This window comes from Paenibacillus sp. DP01 (assembly GCF_044784315.1).
Classification (GTDB): domain Bacteria; phylum Bacillota; class Bacilli; order Paenibacillales; family Paenibacillaceae; genus Paenibacillus; species Paenibacillus polymyxa.
Genome location: NZ_CP173059.1, coordinates 4,569,009 through 4,585,543 on the forward strand (window position 1 = coordinate 4,569,009; position 16,535 = coordinate 4,585,543).

Annotated in this window: 13 protein-coding genes and 1 riboswitch; of the genes, 3 read left to right on the top strand and 10 right to left on the bottom strand. The window is 47.4% G+C overall.

Annotation, left to right across the window (positions count from 1 at the left end):
• Nucleotides 1-67: 67 nt before the first annotated feature.
• From ACH59B_RS20065 to ACH59B_RS20080, 4 genes are all read right to left on the bottom strand, one after another.
• Nucleotides 68-877, bottom strand: a complete 810-nt coding sequence (locus ACH59B_RS20065) for an aminoglycoside N(3)-acetyltransferase (protein ID WP_257126261.1) — start codon at nt 875-877, stop codon at nt 68-70.
• A gap of 170 nt (nt 878-1,047) precedes the next feature.
• Nucleotides 1,048-1,815 (bottom strand): succinate dehydrogenase iron-sulfur subunit, encoded by a 768-nt coding sequence (gene sdhB / locus ACH59B_RS20070; RefSeq protein WP_013372870.1) that lies wholly within the window; start codon nt 1,813-1,815, stop codon nt 1,048-1,050.
• Between the two features lie 19 nt (nt 1,816-1,834).
• Nucleotides 1,835-3,580: a succinate dehydrogenase flavoprotein subunit gene (gene sdhA, locus ACH59B_RS20075; RefSeq protein ID WP_019688513.1), complete on the bottom strand. Its 1,746-nt coding sequence runs from the start codon at nt 3,578-3,580 to the stop codon at nt 1,835-1,837.
• Between the two features lie 93 nt (nt 3,581-3,673).
• The gene (locus ACH59B_RS20080) at nt 3,674-4,348 is read right to left on the bottom strand and encodes a succinate dehydrogenase cytochrome b558 subunit (protein ID WP_016820038.1); all 675 of its coding nucleotides are present in this window, start codon (nt 4,346-4,348) and stop codon (nt 3,674-3,676) included.
• Between the two features lie 226 nt (nt 4,349-4,574).
• Here ACH59B_RS20080 and ACH59B_RS20085 point away from each other — a divergent pair, with 226 nt between their 5' ends.
• On the top strand, nt 4,575-5,480 hold the full coding sequence (locus ACH59B_RS20085) for a LysR family transcriptional regulator (protein ID WP_016820037.1): 906 nt from the start codon (nt 4,575-4,577) through the stop codon (nt 5,478-5,480).
• A 5-nt stretch (nt 5,481-5,485) separates the two neighbouring features.
• On the opposite strand, the gene ACH59B_RS20090 is transcribed toward ACH59B_RS20085, so the two are convergent.
• Both ACH59B_RS20090 and ACH59B_RS20095 read right to left on the bottom strand, forming a co-directional pair.
• Nucleotides 5,486-6,163 (bottom strand): TrkA family potassium uptake protein, encoded by a 678-nt coding sequence (locus tag ACH59B_RS20090; RefSeq protein ID WP_013372875.1) that lies wholly within the window; start codon nt 6,161-6,163, stop codon nt 5,486-5,488.
• A gap of 18 nt (nt 6,164-6,181) precedes the next feature.
• On the bottom strand, nt 6,182-7,522 hold the full coding sequence (locus ACH59B_RS20095; RefSeq protein ID WP_019688514.1) for a TrkH family potassium uptake protein: 1,341 nt from the start codon (nt 7,520-7,522) through the stop codon (nt 6,182-6,184).
• Between the two features lie 397 nt (nt 7,523-7,919).
• Nucleotides 7,920-8,072, bottom strand: a riboswitch (cyclic di-AMP (ydaO/yuaA leader).
• A 261-nt stretch (nt 8,073-8,333) separates the two neighbouring features.
• On the opposite strand from ACH59B_RS20095, the gene ACH59B_RS20100 reads away from it, so the two are divergent.
• Nucleotides 8,334-10,064, top strand: a complete 1,731-nt coding sequence (locus ACH59B_RS20100) for a CPBP family intramembrane glutamic endopeptidase (protein ID WP_404302466.1) — start codon at nt 8,334-8,336, stop codon at nt 10,062-10,064.
• Here ACH59B_RS20100 and uvrC read toward each other — a convergent pair.
• The 4 genes from uvrC to ACH59B_RS20120 form a co-directional block, all read right to left on the bottom strand.
• Nucleotides 10,033-12,135, bottom strand: coding sequence for an excinuclease ABC subunit UvrC (uvrC, locus tag ACH59B_RS20105; protein ID WP_404302468.1), 2,103 nt, complete (start codon nt 12,133-12,135; stop codon nt 10,033-10,035). The genes ACH59B_RS20100 and uvrC overlap by 32 nt on opposite strands.
• Before the next feature lie 159 nt (nt 12,136-12,294).
• Nucleotides 12,295-12,612, bottom strand: coding sequence for a thioredoxin (trxA, locus tag ACH59B_RS20110; RefSeq protein WP_010347861.1), 318 nt, complete (start codon nt 12,610-12,612; stop codon nt 12,295-12,297).
• A 125-nt stretch (nt 12,613-12,737) separates the two neighbouring features.
• Nucleotides 12,738-13,685, bottom strand: a complete 948-nt coding sequence (gene dnaI / locus ACH59B_RS20115) for a primosomal protein DnaI (protein ID WP_242211296.1) — start codon at nt 13,683-13,685, stop codon at nt 12,738-12,740.
• Between the two features lie 98 nt (nt 13,686-13,783).
• On the bottom strand, nt 13,784-15,301 hold the full coding sequence (locus ACH59B_RS20120) for a DnaD domain protein (protein WP_013372881.1): 1,518 nt from the start codon (nt 15,299-15,301) through the stop codon (nt 13,784-13,786).
• A 344-nt stretch (nt 15,302-15,645) separates the two neighbouring features.
• Here ACH59B_RS20120 and hemQ point away from each other — a divergent pair, with 344 nt between their 5' ends.
• On the top strand, nt 15,646-16,425 hold the full coding sequence (gene hemQ, locus ACH59B_RS20125; protein ID WP_025365753.1) for a hydrogen peroxide-dependent heme synthase: 780 nt from the start codon (nt 15,646-15,648) through the stop codon (nt 16,423-16,425).
• Nucleotides 16,426-16,535: the final 110 nt, after the last annotated feature.

The following is a 16,535-nucleotide window of genomic DNA, read 5'->3' on the forward strand; positions in this document are numbered from 1 at the left end:
TATGCGTTCCCCCTTGCGTTCTGTCCTTTCTATCTCATTTCTCAGATTTCCCTACTGTCCAGAAGCTCTAGCGATGAGTGGATAACCACTGCTCTGCATAGTCAACCAAATCCCGTTGCCTTGCGAAAAAACATGAAGCCTCTCCAATGTTCACCCGCGTAAAGGATGTGGGACATTCCCGCTCAAAATCAAGTCCCAACTGCTCAAAATCATCCGAGGTAATATTATAATCCTGAAAAGACACCCACGCTTTGATCCCATCCACCATCATAGGGGCTTGATGCGTGACAACTTCACGTCCATTATAGGCTGTTCGATATTCTGCCAAATGTAAGGAGGTGTTGCTGTCATGTCCGCAGCCCAGCAACAGTACATAGGCATCTGCCTCATAAAGCTTTGCCAAGGGCGAATGCTCACCCAGCCCAAAATCAAGCTCATGCGCTTCCAGCAAGCCTAAAGCAGCAGATCCACGCCCCGCCAGAGAAACGTGCGGATGCCCGCTGCGCACTGTTCCCGGCAGGCCACGGAACGTTTCTACGATGACGCCCATCCCTCCAGTCAGCGTCCAGGCCGGATCATAAGCGGGCATTTCCTCGCGGACCAGTTCCCACCACGACTCATCCAAAGGCGGGTTCATCCAGGTGGACGGATCTGTCAAGTCATGTGACTGTGTTGGCATCACCAGCGTTCCTTCCCGGCCAATCGCTTCGGTTAATGCGGCAAGAATGGTGGAGGCTCCGCCTGGAACAAAGCGTCCAAAGCTGCGCATTGACGAGTGAACAAGCAATGTCATGCCGCTCCGAACTCCCAGTTCCCTTAATCCTTTCATTACATCCGACCGCGTGACAGGTCGATTCGTTATCGGTTGCACAGTCACCTGTCCAGCCTCCTTTTCTCCAAAACGATACACAATACTCTAATTATACCATAAGTGCTGTCCCTCGCTCCTTCCTCCATGTTACCCTCCATCATTCCTGAGCGCAAAAAAACAGGCTTTCTCCGGTTTGGGAAGAAGCCTGTTTGAGTACAACCTATGGGCTGGCTCTGCTACACAGTCAGCCAGCGCTTGAACATATGCTTGGTCGTTTGCTTGTTCATTTCGGCAATGGAAGTTGTCAATGGAATGCCTTTCGGGCAAGAGCGTACACAGTTTTGCGAATTACCACAGCCCTCCAGCCCGTCGTCCGTCATCAATGCATCCAGGCGCTCCTCCTGATTCATTTCCCCTGTCGGATGGCTATTAAACAAGCGAACCTGAGATATCGCCGCAGGTCCGATGAACGTCGTCTTCTCATTGACGTTCGGGCATGCTTCCAGACAGACACCACAGGTCATGCACTTGGACAGCTCATACGCCCACTGACGCTTTTTCTCTGCCATTCTAGGACCCGGCCCCAGATCGTAGGTACCGTCAATCGGAATCCACGCTTTGACCTTCTTGAGCGCGTTAAACATCCGGCTGCGGTCAATGACCAAATCCCGTACGACCGGGAATGTGCTCATCGGCGCAATCGTAATCGGCTGCTCCAGCTTATCGACAAGCGCCGCACACGCCTGACGCGGTTTGCCGTTAATCACCATGGAGCAAGCTCCACATACTTCCTCCAGGCAGTTCGACTCCCAGCACACCGGAGCCGTCTCTTTACCTTGGCTGTCTACCGGGTTACGCTGAATTTCCATCAGCGCGCTGATCACGTTCATTCCCGGTCTGTAGGCCAATTCGAATTCTTCCGTATAGGAACTAGCGTTAGGCTCATCCTGACGAGTAACCACAAACTTCACTGTTTTATTCGACTTCACTGCTTGCTCCGACATTTAAATACACTCCCTTCTGTTATTTGCTCTTGGAATAATCTCGAACACGCGGCTTGATCAGTGAAACGTCGACCTCTTCATACGAAATTTGTGGTCCTTCCGGTGTCCAATCTGCAATCGTCGTTTTCAAATAATCTTCATCATTGCGGTCCGGGAAGTCCGGCTTGTAATGGGCCCCGCGACTTTCGTTGCGCAGCAGCGCCCCTTTGGTCATCGCTTCGGCCAGCTCCATCATGTTCCACAACTGCCGTGTAAACGCAGCACCCGCATTATTCCAGCGCGAAGCGTCATTAATGTTAATGTTCGAGTAACGCTCCTTCAGCTCCTTGATCTTGTGAATCGTAGCTTCCAGCTTGTCATTATAACGAACCACGGTCATATTGTTCGTCATCCACTCACCCAGCTCTTTATGAAGAACATAGGCATTTTCTTTTCCGTCCATATGCAGAATACGCTCGTACTTCTCAGTCTGCTGATGGACTGCCGCATCAAATACCGAAGAAGCTACATCCTGGGCAGACTTTTTCAAGCCCTTGATATATTCCACAGCCTTTGGTCCAGCCACCATTCCACCATAAATGGCCGACAGCAACGAGTTTGCACCCAAGCGGTTCGCTCCGTGATACTGGAATTCACATTCACCAGCTGCGAACAGACCCGGTATATTTGTCATCTGATTATAATCGACCCACATGCCGCCCATTGAATAATGAACAGCCGGGAATATTTTCATTGGGATTTTACGCGGATCGTCGCCGACGAATTTTTCATAAATTTCAATAATGCCGCCCAGCTTTACATCCAGCTCTTTTGGGTCCTTGTGGGACAAATCCAGATAGACCATGTTCTCGCCATTAATACCCAGTCCATCATCTACACATACGCTGAATATTTCACGTGTCGCAATGTCGCGAGGGACCAGATTTCCATAAGCCGGATACTTTTCTTCAAGGAAATACCATGGCTTCCCGTCTTTATATGTCCAAATGCGACCGCCCTCTCCCCGTGCCGACTCGGACATGAGACGCAGCTTGTCGTCACCGGGTATAGCCGTTGGATGAATCTGTATAAATTCACCGTTCGCGTAGCGAACGCCTTGCTGATACACTGCACCGGCAGCTGTACCGGTATTAATAACGGAATTTGTGGTTTTGCCGAAAATAATTCCGGGACCACCGGATGCCAAAATAACGGCGTCCGCTGCAAAAGTCTTCACTTCCATCGTACGCAAATCCTGCCCGCAAATCCCTCGGCAGATGCCTTCATCATCCAGTACAGCCTGTAAAAACTCCCAGTTCTCATACTTGGTCACCAAACCAGCAGATTCCCAGCGCCGTACCTGCTCATCGAGAGCATACAGGAGCTGCTGTCCTGTCGTCGCGCCAGCGAAGGCTGTCCGATGATGCTGGGTACCGCCAAAGCGGCGGAAATCTAGCAGTCCTTCTGGTGTCCGATTGAACATAACACCCATGCGGTCCATGAGATGGATAATTCCCGGAGCCGCTTCGCACATCGCTTTTACCGGCGGCTGGTTTGCCAGAAAGTCACCGCCATAGACTGAATCATCAAAGTGAATCCAGGGTGAGTCTCCCTCACCTTTGGTATTTACCGCACCGTTGATGCCGCCCTGCGCACAAACGGAGTGGGATCTTTTGACCGGAACCAAAGAAAATAGATGAACGTGGACTCCCGCTTCTGCCGCCTTGATCGTAGCCATTAGACCAGCCAGACCGCCGCCCACGACAATAATGTTGGATGCTGCCATTTCTGCTCACTCCTTCTTTTCAGGATTTGTACTAAATCCCCTTTTACAAATCAGAATAGAATCTCAACACGATGTATAATTAAAATAACTCGTTTACAGTAGCTGTTTAAAAGCGCTGCATTGCACCAAGGCTGTTGCCGTTTCCTGGAATTCCGCGCTGCGAAATGCAAGCAGGGAAGCAACGAAGCCGATCGATACCACCACGAACAGGGTCATACAGATATAGGAAGATACTTTTTGGGCACGTGGCCCCACGGTAATCCCCCAACTGACCATAAATGCCCACAGTCCATTAGCAAAGTGAAATGATGCCGAAACGACACTGATTAAATACAAAATAAAATAGACCGGGTTCGTCACTATACCATGCATTACGCCGCCTAGCTCCTCATGAGTTACATTACCCAGGGCCACCTGAAAGCGTGTGTCGTATACGTGCCAGATAATAAATACAAACGTAATGACGCCGGAAATACGCTGGAACAAAAAGCGCCAGTTACGCGAGTAGCCAAACCTTTTGACATTCGGGTCAGCCTGATAAGCGATATACAAGCCATAGATTCCGTGGAACAGTAATGGCAAGTAGATGAATAACGTTTCTAACACAATAACCAGCGGCAAACCATTCAGGAAGGCCACGCTGCGATTAAAACCTTCCTTGCCGCCCTCCACCGCTGTGAAGTTCGTCACCAAATGCTCAACAAAAAATAGAGCCAATGGAATGACGCCAAGAAGCGAATGCAGCTTTCTGGAATAAAATCCTCTCATCTAGGTCATGCTCCCTTCTCCCAATAATAGCGTTTTCAATAGTAATATAACATATAAAATGACAGTTCCCGACAGGGAATGTTCAACAAGGTGTCCCTTATAAGGAAAAACAAAAGTGTGAACATCTTGTGTCGCTTTCATGTTACTCCTTTTCGGCTTATAATGGAATTGCAATATACGTATTAATTATTATGTCTTTTTTGCATATAGAGAGGAAGTGGAAGATTTGTTTGAGGATTTGAACGCTTTTGCCGTCATTGTCGAGCAGTCCAGCCTGAATAAAGCCTCCAAACTGCTGAATTTGTCCCAACCCGCCCTGTCTCGCAAAATTGCCAAGCTGGAGGAAGAGCTGGGTGTCCATCTCTTTGATCGTCGGGGCAAACGGCTCGAAATTACATCGACCGGCCGATTTGTATATACTTTCGCGCTGGAGCAACGGCAACGACAGCTTCGCTTCTTACAAAAGCTGTCCCAGCACAAAAATGAAGCTCAGAGCATGCTTACACTGGGCGCCAGTCTCACGACACTCCAAACGACGCTGCCTACCCTCGTCGAAGCTTTCATGAGCAAGCATCCTCAGACTGAGCTAAAGCTGCTCACCGGCAAGACGCATGAAATCGTTGCCTTTGTACGCGACAAAAAAGCAGACGCCGGCGTTGTCGGGTCTGCCATTCATGAAGCTGGATTACGCTGCATTCCGTTATTTGACGATCATTTGGAGCTAGTCGTCCCCATCGGGCATGAATTAACTGTCAAGACAGGAACGGCTTCAATGAAGGACCTGCAAGGATTGCCGATGATCATTTTCTCCAAAGGAACCTGGTACCGCAGCCTGACGGATGACTTGTTCCAGCGCAGCGGCATTATGCCGGATATCCGCATGGAAATCGACTCCTTCGAGGCGATTGTACGTCTGCTTCCCACCTGCAAGGCATCCGCTTTGCTGCCCAAATCCTATTTGCGCAGCGAACTGCTGCGAGATAATGGACTTACTGCATTGTACTTGCCTGATTTGAAGGAGACACGCCGAACGACCTCCCTCATCTACTCAGAAACGGCCGATCTCGGCCCAACAGCACGACGCTGGATTAGCGAGACACGCGCATCGTTTGCAGGCTACCGTATGGTATAGAGGATTTAACCCTCTTCATTGACATTAACGACCTCATCCTCAAAGCGGCCGATATTATCATTGGAGCCGATAATGACCATAATATCGTCTGCTTTCAGCCGATCCATAGCTGTCGGTGCGATCAAGATACCATTCGCCGTATGAAGCGCCACGATGCTGCAACCAAAGCGGGTGCGAGCATTTAATTCTGCCAACGTTTTGCCATTCAGACATGCAGGCACATTAAGTTCTACAATGCTGTATTCCTTGGACAGCTCCAAATAATCGAGCAGATTAGGCGTGACCAGCTGATGCGCTACTCGAATACCCATATCCCGTTCCGGATAAATGACTCGGTCCACCCCAAGCTTCTCTAACGCACGCCCATGCAGCACAGATATGGCTTTGGCTACGACTTTTCTCACACCCAGCTCCTTCAGCAAAATGGCGGTCAGGATGCTTACCTGAATATCATCACCAATCGCAACAATGCCGCAATCGAAATTACGTATGCCGAGTGACCGCAACGCATCCTCATCTGTAGCGTCCGCCACGACAGTATGTGTCAGAATCTCACTCATACTGTCCACAACATCCTCATTCCGATCAATGCCCAGCACCTCGCACCCCATATCCACCAATTGCAAAGCCAGGCTTGAGCCAAACCGTCCCAAGCCAATGACTACAAACTGCTGCGTTTTCATATCTACTCGAAAACTCCCTTACCCTATAATTATTTTACCTTCTGGATGACGATACAATTCCTTACCCTTTTTCGGTCCCAGTGCATAAGCTAGCGTGAGTGGACCCAGCCTGCCTGCAAACATCGTCAGAGTAATCACCAGCTTGCCTACAACTGTCAAATCAGGTGTAAGCCCCATGGACAGTCCTACCGTACCAAAGGCAGACACCGTCTCGAACAAGATCATCAGAAAATGATGATCTTCGGTTGCGGACAGAATCATCGTCACCCCAATCACGAACAGCAACCCCAGCAAGGTAATAGTCAAAGCCTTATAAATGCGTGCCTGCGCAAGTCGGTACCGGAACAGCACAATGTCTTCCCGTCCCCGCAGCATCGAAAACACCGCTCCAATGAGCAGAGCAAATGTAGTGGTCTTAATCCCGCCTCCAGTGGAGCCAGGCGAAGCCCCAATAAACATGAGTATGATGATAAAAAACTGCGTAGCCTGCCGCAAGCCTGCAATGTCCAGCGTGTTGGCACCTGCGGTGCGAGGGGTAACGGACTGGAATAAAGAACCCAGCAGTTTACCACCCCAATCAAGCGAGCCAAGCGTCTTCGGATTCGTAAACTCAAATACAAAAATGACAAGCGTCCCGACGACAATCAGAGCAGCTGTCATGCTGAGTACCACCTTGGTATGCAAGGATAGTCTCTTACGCTTGCGATAATCTGCCAGGTCAGACATCACTACAAAACCAATACCACCCGAAATAATGAGAAACATGGCTGTAAAATTAACAATCGGATCATATACATAACCTGTCAGGCTGCGAAATTCACCGAACAAATCAAAACCAGCGTTATTAAACATGGAAATAGCATGCCAGATTCCAAAATAAATCGCCCTGCCTACAGGCATATCAAACGACCAGCGAATCGAAAAAATGATTGCACATACGCCCTCAATCATCAGCGAGTACCATAGCACCTTGCGGATCAATCCGACAATTCCTTCGACAGAGGTCTGATTCATCGCTTCTTGCAAAATAAGGCGCTCCCGCAAGGAAATCCGACGCTTGAACACCAGCGCGATCAAGGTAGCCATAGTCATAAAGCCAAGTCCGCCAATCTGAATCAGCGCAACGATGACAATTTGACCAAAGGTTGTAAAAAAGAGCCCTGTATCCTTAACGACAAGCCCAGTTACACAGGTCGCGGAAGCGGCAGTAAACAAAGCGTCTATAAACGCAAGTGGTTTTCCTGTTGTATTAGAGATGGGCAGCATTAACAATAAACTACCTATTAGAATGATAATGGCAAAGCCTGCAACGAATATTTGCGGTGGAGAAAGCCGAAGCCAGCTTGCATTGGGATTCATTTATTCATCACTTCTCCTCCTTGGTGAACTATGAGCATGGAGATCGCTCAGCTCATAAAATCACCAATTCTTTTCAGTTTCTTTTATAAATCAGAAAAGTATCCGCAAAGCGGGATACTTTTGCCTTTCAATACTCACTACACTTTACGTAACTACCTCATGGAACGTTTGATGACTTTAAGGCGGGCAGCAGCGAAGCGGTCCATTTGAATCTGGAGAAGCGATAGCGCTCGCCTTTGACTCTGAATTTTACCCTTATCAAGGTCTAGAAAATCAAAAAAATTCAGTGGCAACAGCGATTGGAAGATCAAATGGAACGCGCAGCGTCCTTAACTCAGCAAACTTTTATTCACACTTATACACACAAAAAAAGACACCGGAAAACCGAGTGCCTGACTTGGTTCCTGCCCACAGCCTACGAGGTTAGCTGACGGATTCGGGCAGCACAGTATGCCCTATTTACACTTCCGATCCATCAGGATCGACTGTAAAATTCACCCCAGTAACATGGTTCCCCCGTTTTCTCACAGAAATTCGGCTTAAATGTATATCATTACCCATATAGTTCATAGGCATTGCCTCAAGATTATAATCCTTCTCTATTCAGATCACAAAACCGATTTCGCCGAAAAAACGTGAAATTGGCTTTATTTTGCGATTGGGCATCGCTTAATCACAGCTTATCTAATTTTATTAAAACTTTAAAGTGCTTTCACTCTGTTTTCATGAATATCGCTGGTCTGTTGGCGGGAACCTGTGCAGTATGATATCTTTAATGGATGTTCTTATTTACAGATTAAGGAGGAAACTCATGAATCCTATCGGGAAACCGGTCGTGCTCACGGCCAACTTCAAAAAATTAGGCTTGCTGGGCGGGGTTGGCCTGATTTGCTTTTTTATCTTTCAATTGCTTATTCCCTCGCTTAGCAATCCAAGTCCGGAATCATTGATGAATGCAAAGGTCATCAGCAAACAAGAAGCGATCGTACACGCCCTGGACTTTGCCCGTTCCGAGCTGGGCTATACGGAATCACAGCCAGAGAAGCCTGTCGTGACCTATCAGGCTGAAACAGATTTGTACGGTTATTTATCCAGAGAAAAACTGCTTCAAGCGTACGATCGTACATGGAAAAAAAATTATCCTTATGAAACCTTTCGGGTTGATTTGCCTGACTCCTCAGCGAAGGGCAAGCTGCAAATTCATGTGGATTTATCCACTGGGAAGGTCGTTAGCTTTAAGCGGATCACCTCCAGCACCAATTACACACAGGCTGATGTTTCTACAGATGAACAAGCACGAAGCAAGCTTGTACGTATAGCTGAGGGCGACATGACGCTTGAAGCCAAGGAACAGGCTGCAGCAAAATGGATCAAACGCTTTGGCTTTAAGCCATCGGAATTGAAGCTTGCGACCACTGAGGGGGAAGGTGGATTAAAATATACCGTGGACGAAAAGAAAATCGGCGCCTCGGTACTTACGCTGGCTTTTACCTTTGAAGATGGGGATGTTCGCTCATTTACCCAAAGCTTTTCAGCCCCTTCGTCTTATACCGACTATGTTAAAAATCAAACATACTGGGCGAATTGGATGACTTATGCGGGTTATGCCCTATTTAGCTTTGTCCTGGGTGTACTTGCCATTGTGTATGCGTCACTCACCCGACGACATACTTCATTTGTACGCGGTATTTTTCTGTCCATTGTTTATTTTATTGCTAGTATAGCTGGGACCATGAACATGCTGCCTTTATTACAAGCTGAAGCAGGCAGTAAGGGCATGCTTATATTTCTTATGGTATTCCAGGTCGGTGTTACCTTCTTCATGGCTGTAGCCCTCTACTTCTCCTTGGTTGGTGGTGACGGGCTTATGCGTCAGGTTGGACTCAATGCATGGCCACGGGCCAAAGAGCCGGGCTACGGGCTGTATGTGCTTCGCAGTATGTATGTCGGTTACTTGTGGGCCTTCATTTTACTCGGCGTACAATCCATTTTGTTCTTTGTATTGGAGCGTACATTTAATACGTTCTCCACTACAGACGCCACGCAATCCCCTTACAATATGGCTTATCCATGGCTACTACCGATTATGGCCTGGATGGCAGGTATTGGAGAAGAGACTGTTTACCGTCTATTTGGTATTCCGATGGTAAAAAAAATAGTCAAAAATACGTTTGTTGCTTGTCTGATTACTACGCTTATTTGGGCACTGGGACATACGCTTTATCCAATCTATCCAGTGATTTCAAGACCTATTGAGCTGACTTTTCTTGGTTTGCTGTTTAGCTTCGTGTTCCTGCGTTACGGCTTTATCGCTGCCATGTTCAGCCACGTTATTTTTGACAGCATATTAATGGGGCTTAGTGTGATCAGTTTGGGAGACACCGTGAATGTGAGCGCAGGTCTATTCTGGATCTTACTTCCGGCTATTGTAGGCTACATCATTTACTGGTTTAGTCCTAAAAGACCTAATCGAATCATGTTTGAACCCGTGAAAAAAGAGGAGCCGTATTCTACGACTCCTCCTCCCGAAGGGCAGCTATAATCTGACGAGCAAGTTTATCCCCAATAGAGAGAGGCCGGAAGTCTTCGACGCTGGCCTCTCTTATTTTTTTGAGCGATCCAAAATGCTTGAGCAGCAACTTACGTCGTTTCTCTCCAATGCCCGGAATGGAGTCCAACTGGGAAGTTACCATCGATTTGCCGCGCTGCTCACGGTGAAATGTAATGGCAAAACGGTGAACCTCATCCTGAATCCGTTGCAGCAGATAAAATTCCTCGCTGTTGCGTGCAAGTGTTACGGCCTCAAATGTATCCCCCATCAGTAATTGGGAAGTTCTGTGTTTGGCATCTTTCACCAAACCACACACAGGAATAAACAATCCCAGCTCATTTTCCAATACATCGGTTGCCGCTTTTATTTGTCCACGACCACCATCAACAATGATCAAATCGGGACGATCGAGATTTTCCTTCAGTACACGTTCATATCGGCGCCGAATAACCTCACGCATCGTTTCATAATCATCTGGTCCCTGCACAGAACGGATCTTGTATTTTCGATACTCTTTCTTGGCAGGCTTACCGTCAATAAAGACGATCATGGCCGACACTGGATCGGAACCCTGAATGTTGGAATTATCGAACGCCTCTACCCGATGCAGACTATCCAGCCCAATGGCACGTCCCAGATTGCTTGCAGCTTTGGAGGTCCGTTCCTCATCCCGCTCGATCAGTTTAAACTTCTCATCCAAAGCAACACGTGCATTTTCCGTCGCCATCCCCGTCATTTGCTTTTTCAGCCCACGCTGCGGCACAAGTACCTTTACATCCAGCCATTCAGCCAAAGCGAGAGCTGCCGCCGTTGGGTCCTCTAATCCACCGGATAGTTGAGTTTCTGTTTCTGTTTCTGTTTCGGGTTCTTTTTCCCCGGCTGCTTGGTCACCAACTGGGTCTTGAATCGTTCCTTCTGCATATAACGCTCGTGCTTCGGCTACCCGCAGTGGGTCAGCAGAACGGTCTGACTCTGTTTGTGCTGCTCCCTCATCTGTAATGCTGGCAGTCTCAGCTGTGATCGCACTGTAAAGTTCACTTTCTGCTGCAATCGGTTGATCGACATCAGTCGATTTTGCTTTCATCAGCTTAGGAGAGTCCGGCAACAATATCTCCTGCGGCACTGCCGGGTTGTCACTGTAATATTGCGTCACATAGGACATAAAATCACTGTAAGCTTCACCGTAGAAAGGAAAAGTCGACATATGGCGCTCGATCATTTTACCCTTGCGGACATATAAAATCTGTACACACATCCAGCCCTTATCTACCGAAAAGCCGAATACATCTCGGTCCTTCGCATCAGATGTGGTGATTTTCTGCTTTTCCATCATCGCGTCGATGCTTATAATCTGATCGCGCAGCTCCTTGGCACGCTCAAAGTACAATTCCTCTGCGGCCTCCTGCATTTTACGCTGGAGGTCCTTTTTAATTTCCTCATGTCCCCCGCTCAAAAAGGAACCGATCTCCTGACTGATCTGATCATATGTTTCCTTCTCGACCTCTTTCACACAAGGTCCCAAGCACTGATGCATGTGATAATACAGACACACTTCTTTTGGCATTACACCGCACTTGCGTAACGGATACATACGATCCAGCAGCTTTTTCGTCTGATGTGCCGCGTAGGAATTGGGGTACGGTCCAAAATATTTCGCTTTATCTTTCAGAACGCGACGGGTTACCTCCAGCTTGGGGTGTGCCTCGTTCGTAATTTTCAAGTACGGAAAGGTTTTATCATCCTTCAACAGCACGTTATAACGTGGTTGGTGCTTTTTAATAAGGTTGCACTCCAGAATGAGCGCCTCCATATTGCTGCCTGTAACGATATATTCAAAATCACGAATATCAGCAACCAGTCGCTGCGTCTTGCCGTTATGGCTACCTGTAAAATAGGAACGGACCCGGTTTTTCAACACTTTGGCCTTGCCGACATAAATGATGGTGCCTTCGCTGTTCTTCATCAGGTAACATCCTGATGCATCCGGCAACAATGCTAATTTGTGCCGTATGTTCTCCAGCGCCTTCTCCTGGTTCTGCAAGTCCTCCGCATAGGATTTCATTCGCCCGGTTCCTCCTTCCATTCTTAATGACTGCTCAACTTACTACTTATATTATATAGGAATAATGCACAAAAACGCCCCCGGTATATATAACCGGAGGCATTGACTGTTCATGGCGCTCCACCAAGCCCCCGCAGGAGCATGGGTCACATTCCATGATTATTGGTGTTTAGTAAGCATGCTTTTCAATGCTTCTTTGGAGTTCAAACCTACCACTTTATCAACAGGCTGTCCGTCTTTGAAGACGATTAGGGTAGGAATACTCATCACGCCGAAACGAGAAGCAGACTCTGGATTTTCATCCACGTTCACCTTCGCGATTTTGACACTATCGCCAACTTCTGTAGACAGATCCTCCAGAATTGGAGCGATCATTTTGCAAGGACCGCACCATGGCGCCCAAAAATCAACCAAAACGGTTCCTGTGCCTTCGACTTCTGCGTTGAAGGATTGATCGGACACGTTAACAATTGCCATTGTATGTTCCTCCTTTATAGAAAAGTCAAGATTATTATAACCTGTAATGTCTGTTTCGACACCTATTAATTATATCACAATAGTCTTTTAATTGTAAGATATCAAAAGAGTAGGCAGATGACCGCTTATCCTCGCTGATTTTTCCCCTTGACGGTAATGACATCTACAAAAGGACGAATCCGGTCCATCAAGCGTTGTCCCTTGTACATTTCCTCTCCGTCTTTGCTTGTAAAGCTAAGATGCTTCTCTAGCCCTTGCAGCGAGTAATTGGAAGTATAAAAGGTCGGTTTGCGGTTCATTCGGTAATTCAAAATGGAGCCCATTACATGGTCCCGTACCCATGGACTCAAATTTTCAGCACCAATATCGTCAAATACAAGTAGATCACAATTTTTAAGCATTTCAGTCGTTTCCTTGAGCTTCTGTCCATCCTGAATCATGGATTTTAAGTCCTCCACAAAATCAGGCATGTACACAATCACACCGTTGAAACCCGACAGAGCCAACTCGTGCAACAGATAGCCCATCAAAAAGGTTTTTCCCGTACCAAACGTACCTTCCAGGTACAGCCCCTTTTTTAATAAACCCTGCCTTTTGGTTTCCTCAATATAGCGGAATACCTGATTTACTGCGGGCACGCGTTGCAAATCCTTGCGTGCAATCTCAACGGCATTATATCCTTCCAACAACGCGCGCTCATCCACATAAAAGCTTTTAATTCGTTGACGCACTCGTTGTTCATGCTGGGAGGCAACTAGCTTGGCGCACGGGGTCCGAATGTCCACCATTTCCGCTGTTCCATTGGGATACTCCACGCCCAGCTTGCAAAAGTGACCCTGGAAATCGTTAGGACACTGTTCCAGTCCCGGACAGTTGTCGCAATTTCGACGATCCCGGGTATACTGAAAGAGCATACTCATATTAAGTCGCAATTGCGTTTCGTCTACATCAGGATGTGCAGCACAAAATTCCTTCACCAGCGGATCATTTAGAACCTGATCGGCTACGCTACGAGTACGTTGGCGAAACGAAGGGTTCTGCATCTGCTGAAGCAAATCACCGAGTGATTCCAAGAATGCTCCTCCTTTCTAAAATGTGCAGAGTTATGGAGGGCGATTGACGCTTCGCTGCCGACCGCCATAAAGTCGACACATTATTGAATTGGCTTACATTACACCTTTTTCTGTTTACCGGATTGCAGTCGTTCAGCCAGGCGAAGCAGTTCATCCAATTCCTCCTCGGATACGGATTCCTCGGAAGGCTGATCTTGTACGATCGGAATAGACGGCTTGGCAGGCCCATTGTTTTTGGCATACGTGCGGGATCTGCCCCCGGAGGAAGAAGCAGTAGACTGTTTTCCTTTTACCTTGGCTTGATCCCTTATATATTGAACAGCTTTTTCGTAAGTGTTTACCTGCTTCAGCAGCATGTTGGAGGCAACGGCCTCGACAAAGTTGCGGTTAATCCGCTGATCGCTCCCCGATACGAGCAGTGACATTAAATAATGGATCAGCACATTGATGACTTCGCCAGGCAGCTTATAGCTGATATCAATCTTCTCGAATATATCCAGCAGGTTACCGGGAACCGTGCCGGGGAAAAAGGTTTGCAGCAAACGGCGATAAGGCTCGTTGCGCAGCATCATATTATATTGGTGAATGTCACACTTGGCTGTGAATTGTGGGGGAACCTCTACATAAAATTCCATTTCCACAGCCTGCTCTGCAGGCGGCTCTTCAGGTGTGGAAGTTTCCCTCTGTCGCAAGGCAACCACTTTGGCGGCCTGCACTTGCTGCTCCTCCTGACGCTTCCGTTCCTGCCTGGAGTGTTGGCTAGCCCGAAGCTGAAGCTCGTCGAGCAATAAGTCACCTGCTTCGGTAAAAATGCCGTCCTCATCCAGTAAGCGGCTGATATCCTGTACAGAGAGATCAAATTTACGGACCACGTAATTGACCATACCCAGTTGCTCGTGTTCAAATCGAAGACGCTCCACGTGTTTGCGATTGGCGGATTCACGCGGAAAACGAAGAATAATATCTGCATAGTTCAAAGCTTCCTCCGATTCGGACGCTAATGCTCCAGTCTGGCGGCTCGTGGATACTTCGGACAGCGCTTGTTCCAGCTCATAATCTATAACATGGGTGTTCAGCTCAAACAGCTCATAAAACGGAACCGATATATTCTCTTTATTATGGGAAGATTGCGACCATTCGCTAGATTCCCTGCTCCACAACGATTCTCTCAGAGAAAGCACTGCAAACTTACCGATTTTGTCTCTCAACAAAAGGGTAAGGTGCTGCGTTCTGAAAAATTCAGCAGGTGCGAGCGGTGGTTGCATCTCATATTCATACATATAATCGTCCGTTTCGGGCGCATACAACCTGGACGTCTGCAACAGACCGACAGCCTCCAGCTTGGAGGTCTGTTCAATCAAATACTTGCGTCCCTTCTCACTTGGCTCCAGTCCCAGTGTCAGAAAAAGTCGACGTTGCTGTTCCAACGGCGAATAACCAATCTGTCCGACTGGCACATGCTGGAACAACAGTCGATATAGACTGACCGCAAATGCGCCTACCATCGGCTGATAGACACTTCCCAGCATCAATTCATCCAGTGCGCTCAAGCCAAATTCCCGATAAACGCAGTAGCGGTGGTTCTCAGTATAGTGCAGCAGGTTTTTCATCCGCATTCCGACATTCTTCCTTTCCTGACATAACGTTCTCCAAGATGTTTTTCTATTCTATCATACTTGCCCTCGGGTGGGACCAACAAAATAAGGGCAATTGTCCTCCTTTTTGGCAGCCTTATTCGTCCGAGTTCTTCTTTTTTCGAGAATACTAACTATTTTATGACTTTTGTGACCTGCATCATGGAAAAATAATATTCTTCACACTTCTTTCATTGGTGAAAAGCTCCAAATTGAGCTACAATATAATGGTTAAACATCACGTATTGGATACAGGAACGATATACGGAAGTACACATATTTCGGCTAAGCCGATTACATTTACAGATCGTAAAGGAGTGTAGATCGTGAATCAACATCAACCTCAACAAACCCCAGCAACACCCAACGAAGTAACCTCCACACTGGAAGGCTGGTACGCGCTTCACGATTTCCGGTCCATCAACTGGACGGCATGGAAAACTGCAGACGATGAAGAGCGCGCGGGAGCACTGGACGAGCTTCAAGAGTTTATGAAGGAATGGAGCGTTACCGAGGAAGCAGGTCTGGGCAGCTCAGCTGTCTATACTGTAGTCGGACAAAAGGCTGATTTTGTTATGCTGCACCTGCGTGAAACGCTGGAAGACCTCAATAAATTGGAAAATGAATTCAACAAAACAACCTTCGCCAAATATACGACCAAAACTTATTCTTATGTAAGTGTGGTGGAACTGAGTAATTATTTGAGCAAGGAAGAAGATCCAATGCAAAATCCACAAATTGTCGCGCGCCTGAAGCCTGTATTAAACAAGGCACGTTATATTTGTTTCTATCCAATGAACAAGAAACGTGATCTGGATGACAACTGGTACATGCTTTCGATGGACGAGCGTCGCACCTTGATGCGCAGCCACGGTTTAATTGGACGCAGCTATGCTGGCAAAGTAAAGCAAATCATTTCAGGCTCCATCGGCTTCGACGATTGGGAGTGGGGCGTGACCCTGTTCTCCGACGACGCACTTCAATTCAAGAAGCTAATTTACGAAATGCGTTTTGATGAAGTGAGTGCCCGATACGGTGAATTCGGTTCCTTCTATGTCGGCAGCGTTTTGAATGAAGAAACATTTGAAGACATGCTGAAGCTGTAAGACGCAGACATCAACTCTTTACTGAAAAAAACCGAGGATTTCGTGAACTCCCACTTTCGGGACGACGGAATCCTTTTTTTATAAGATCTAAAACTATAATAGAAGAGAAA

Bases quoted from the DNA above. Each gene is read 5' to 3' on its own strand.
- sdhB (WP_013372870.1), bottom strand. From the start codon at position 1,815: ATGTCGGAGCAAGCAGTGAAGTCGAATAAAACAGTGAAGTTTGTGGTT.
- sdhA (WP_019688513.1), bottom strand. From the start codon at position 3,580: ATGGCAGCATCCAACATTATTGTCGTGGGCGGCGGTCTGGCTGGTCTA.
- ACH59B_RS20080 (WP_016820038.1), bottom strand. From the start codon at position 4,348: ATGAGAGGATTTTATTCCAGAAAGCTGCATTCGCTTCTTGGCGTCATT.
- ACH59B_RS20090 (WP_013372875.1), bottom strand. From the start codon at position 6,163: ATGAAAACGCAGCAGTTTGTAGTCATTGGCTTGGGACGGTTTGGCTCA.
- ACH59B_RS20095 (WP_019688514.1), bottom strand. From the start codon at position 7,522: ATGAATCCCAATGCAAGCTGGCTTCGGCTTTCTCCACCGCAAATATTC.
- ACH59B_RS20100 (WP_404302466.1), top strand. From the start codon at position 8,334: ATGAATCCTATCGGGAAACCGGTCGTGCTCACGGCCAACTTCAAAAAA.
- uvrC (WP_404302468.1), bottom strand. From the start codon at position 12,135: ATGAAATCCTATGCGGAGGACTTGCAGAACCAGGAGAAGGCGCTGGAG.
- trxA (WP_010347861.1), bottom strand. From the start codon at position 12,612: ATGGCAATTGTTAACGTGTCCGATCAATCCTTCAACGCAGAAGTCGAA.
- ACH59B_RS20120 (WP_013372881.1), bottom strand. From the start codon at position 15,301: ATGCGGATGAAAAACCTGCTGCACTATACTGAGAACCACCGCTACTGC.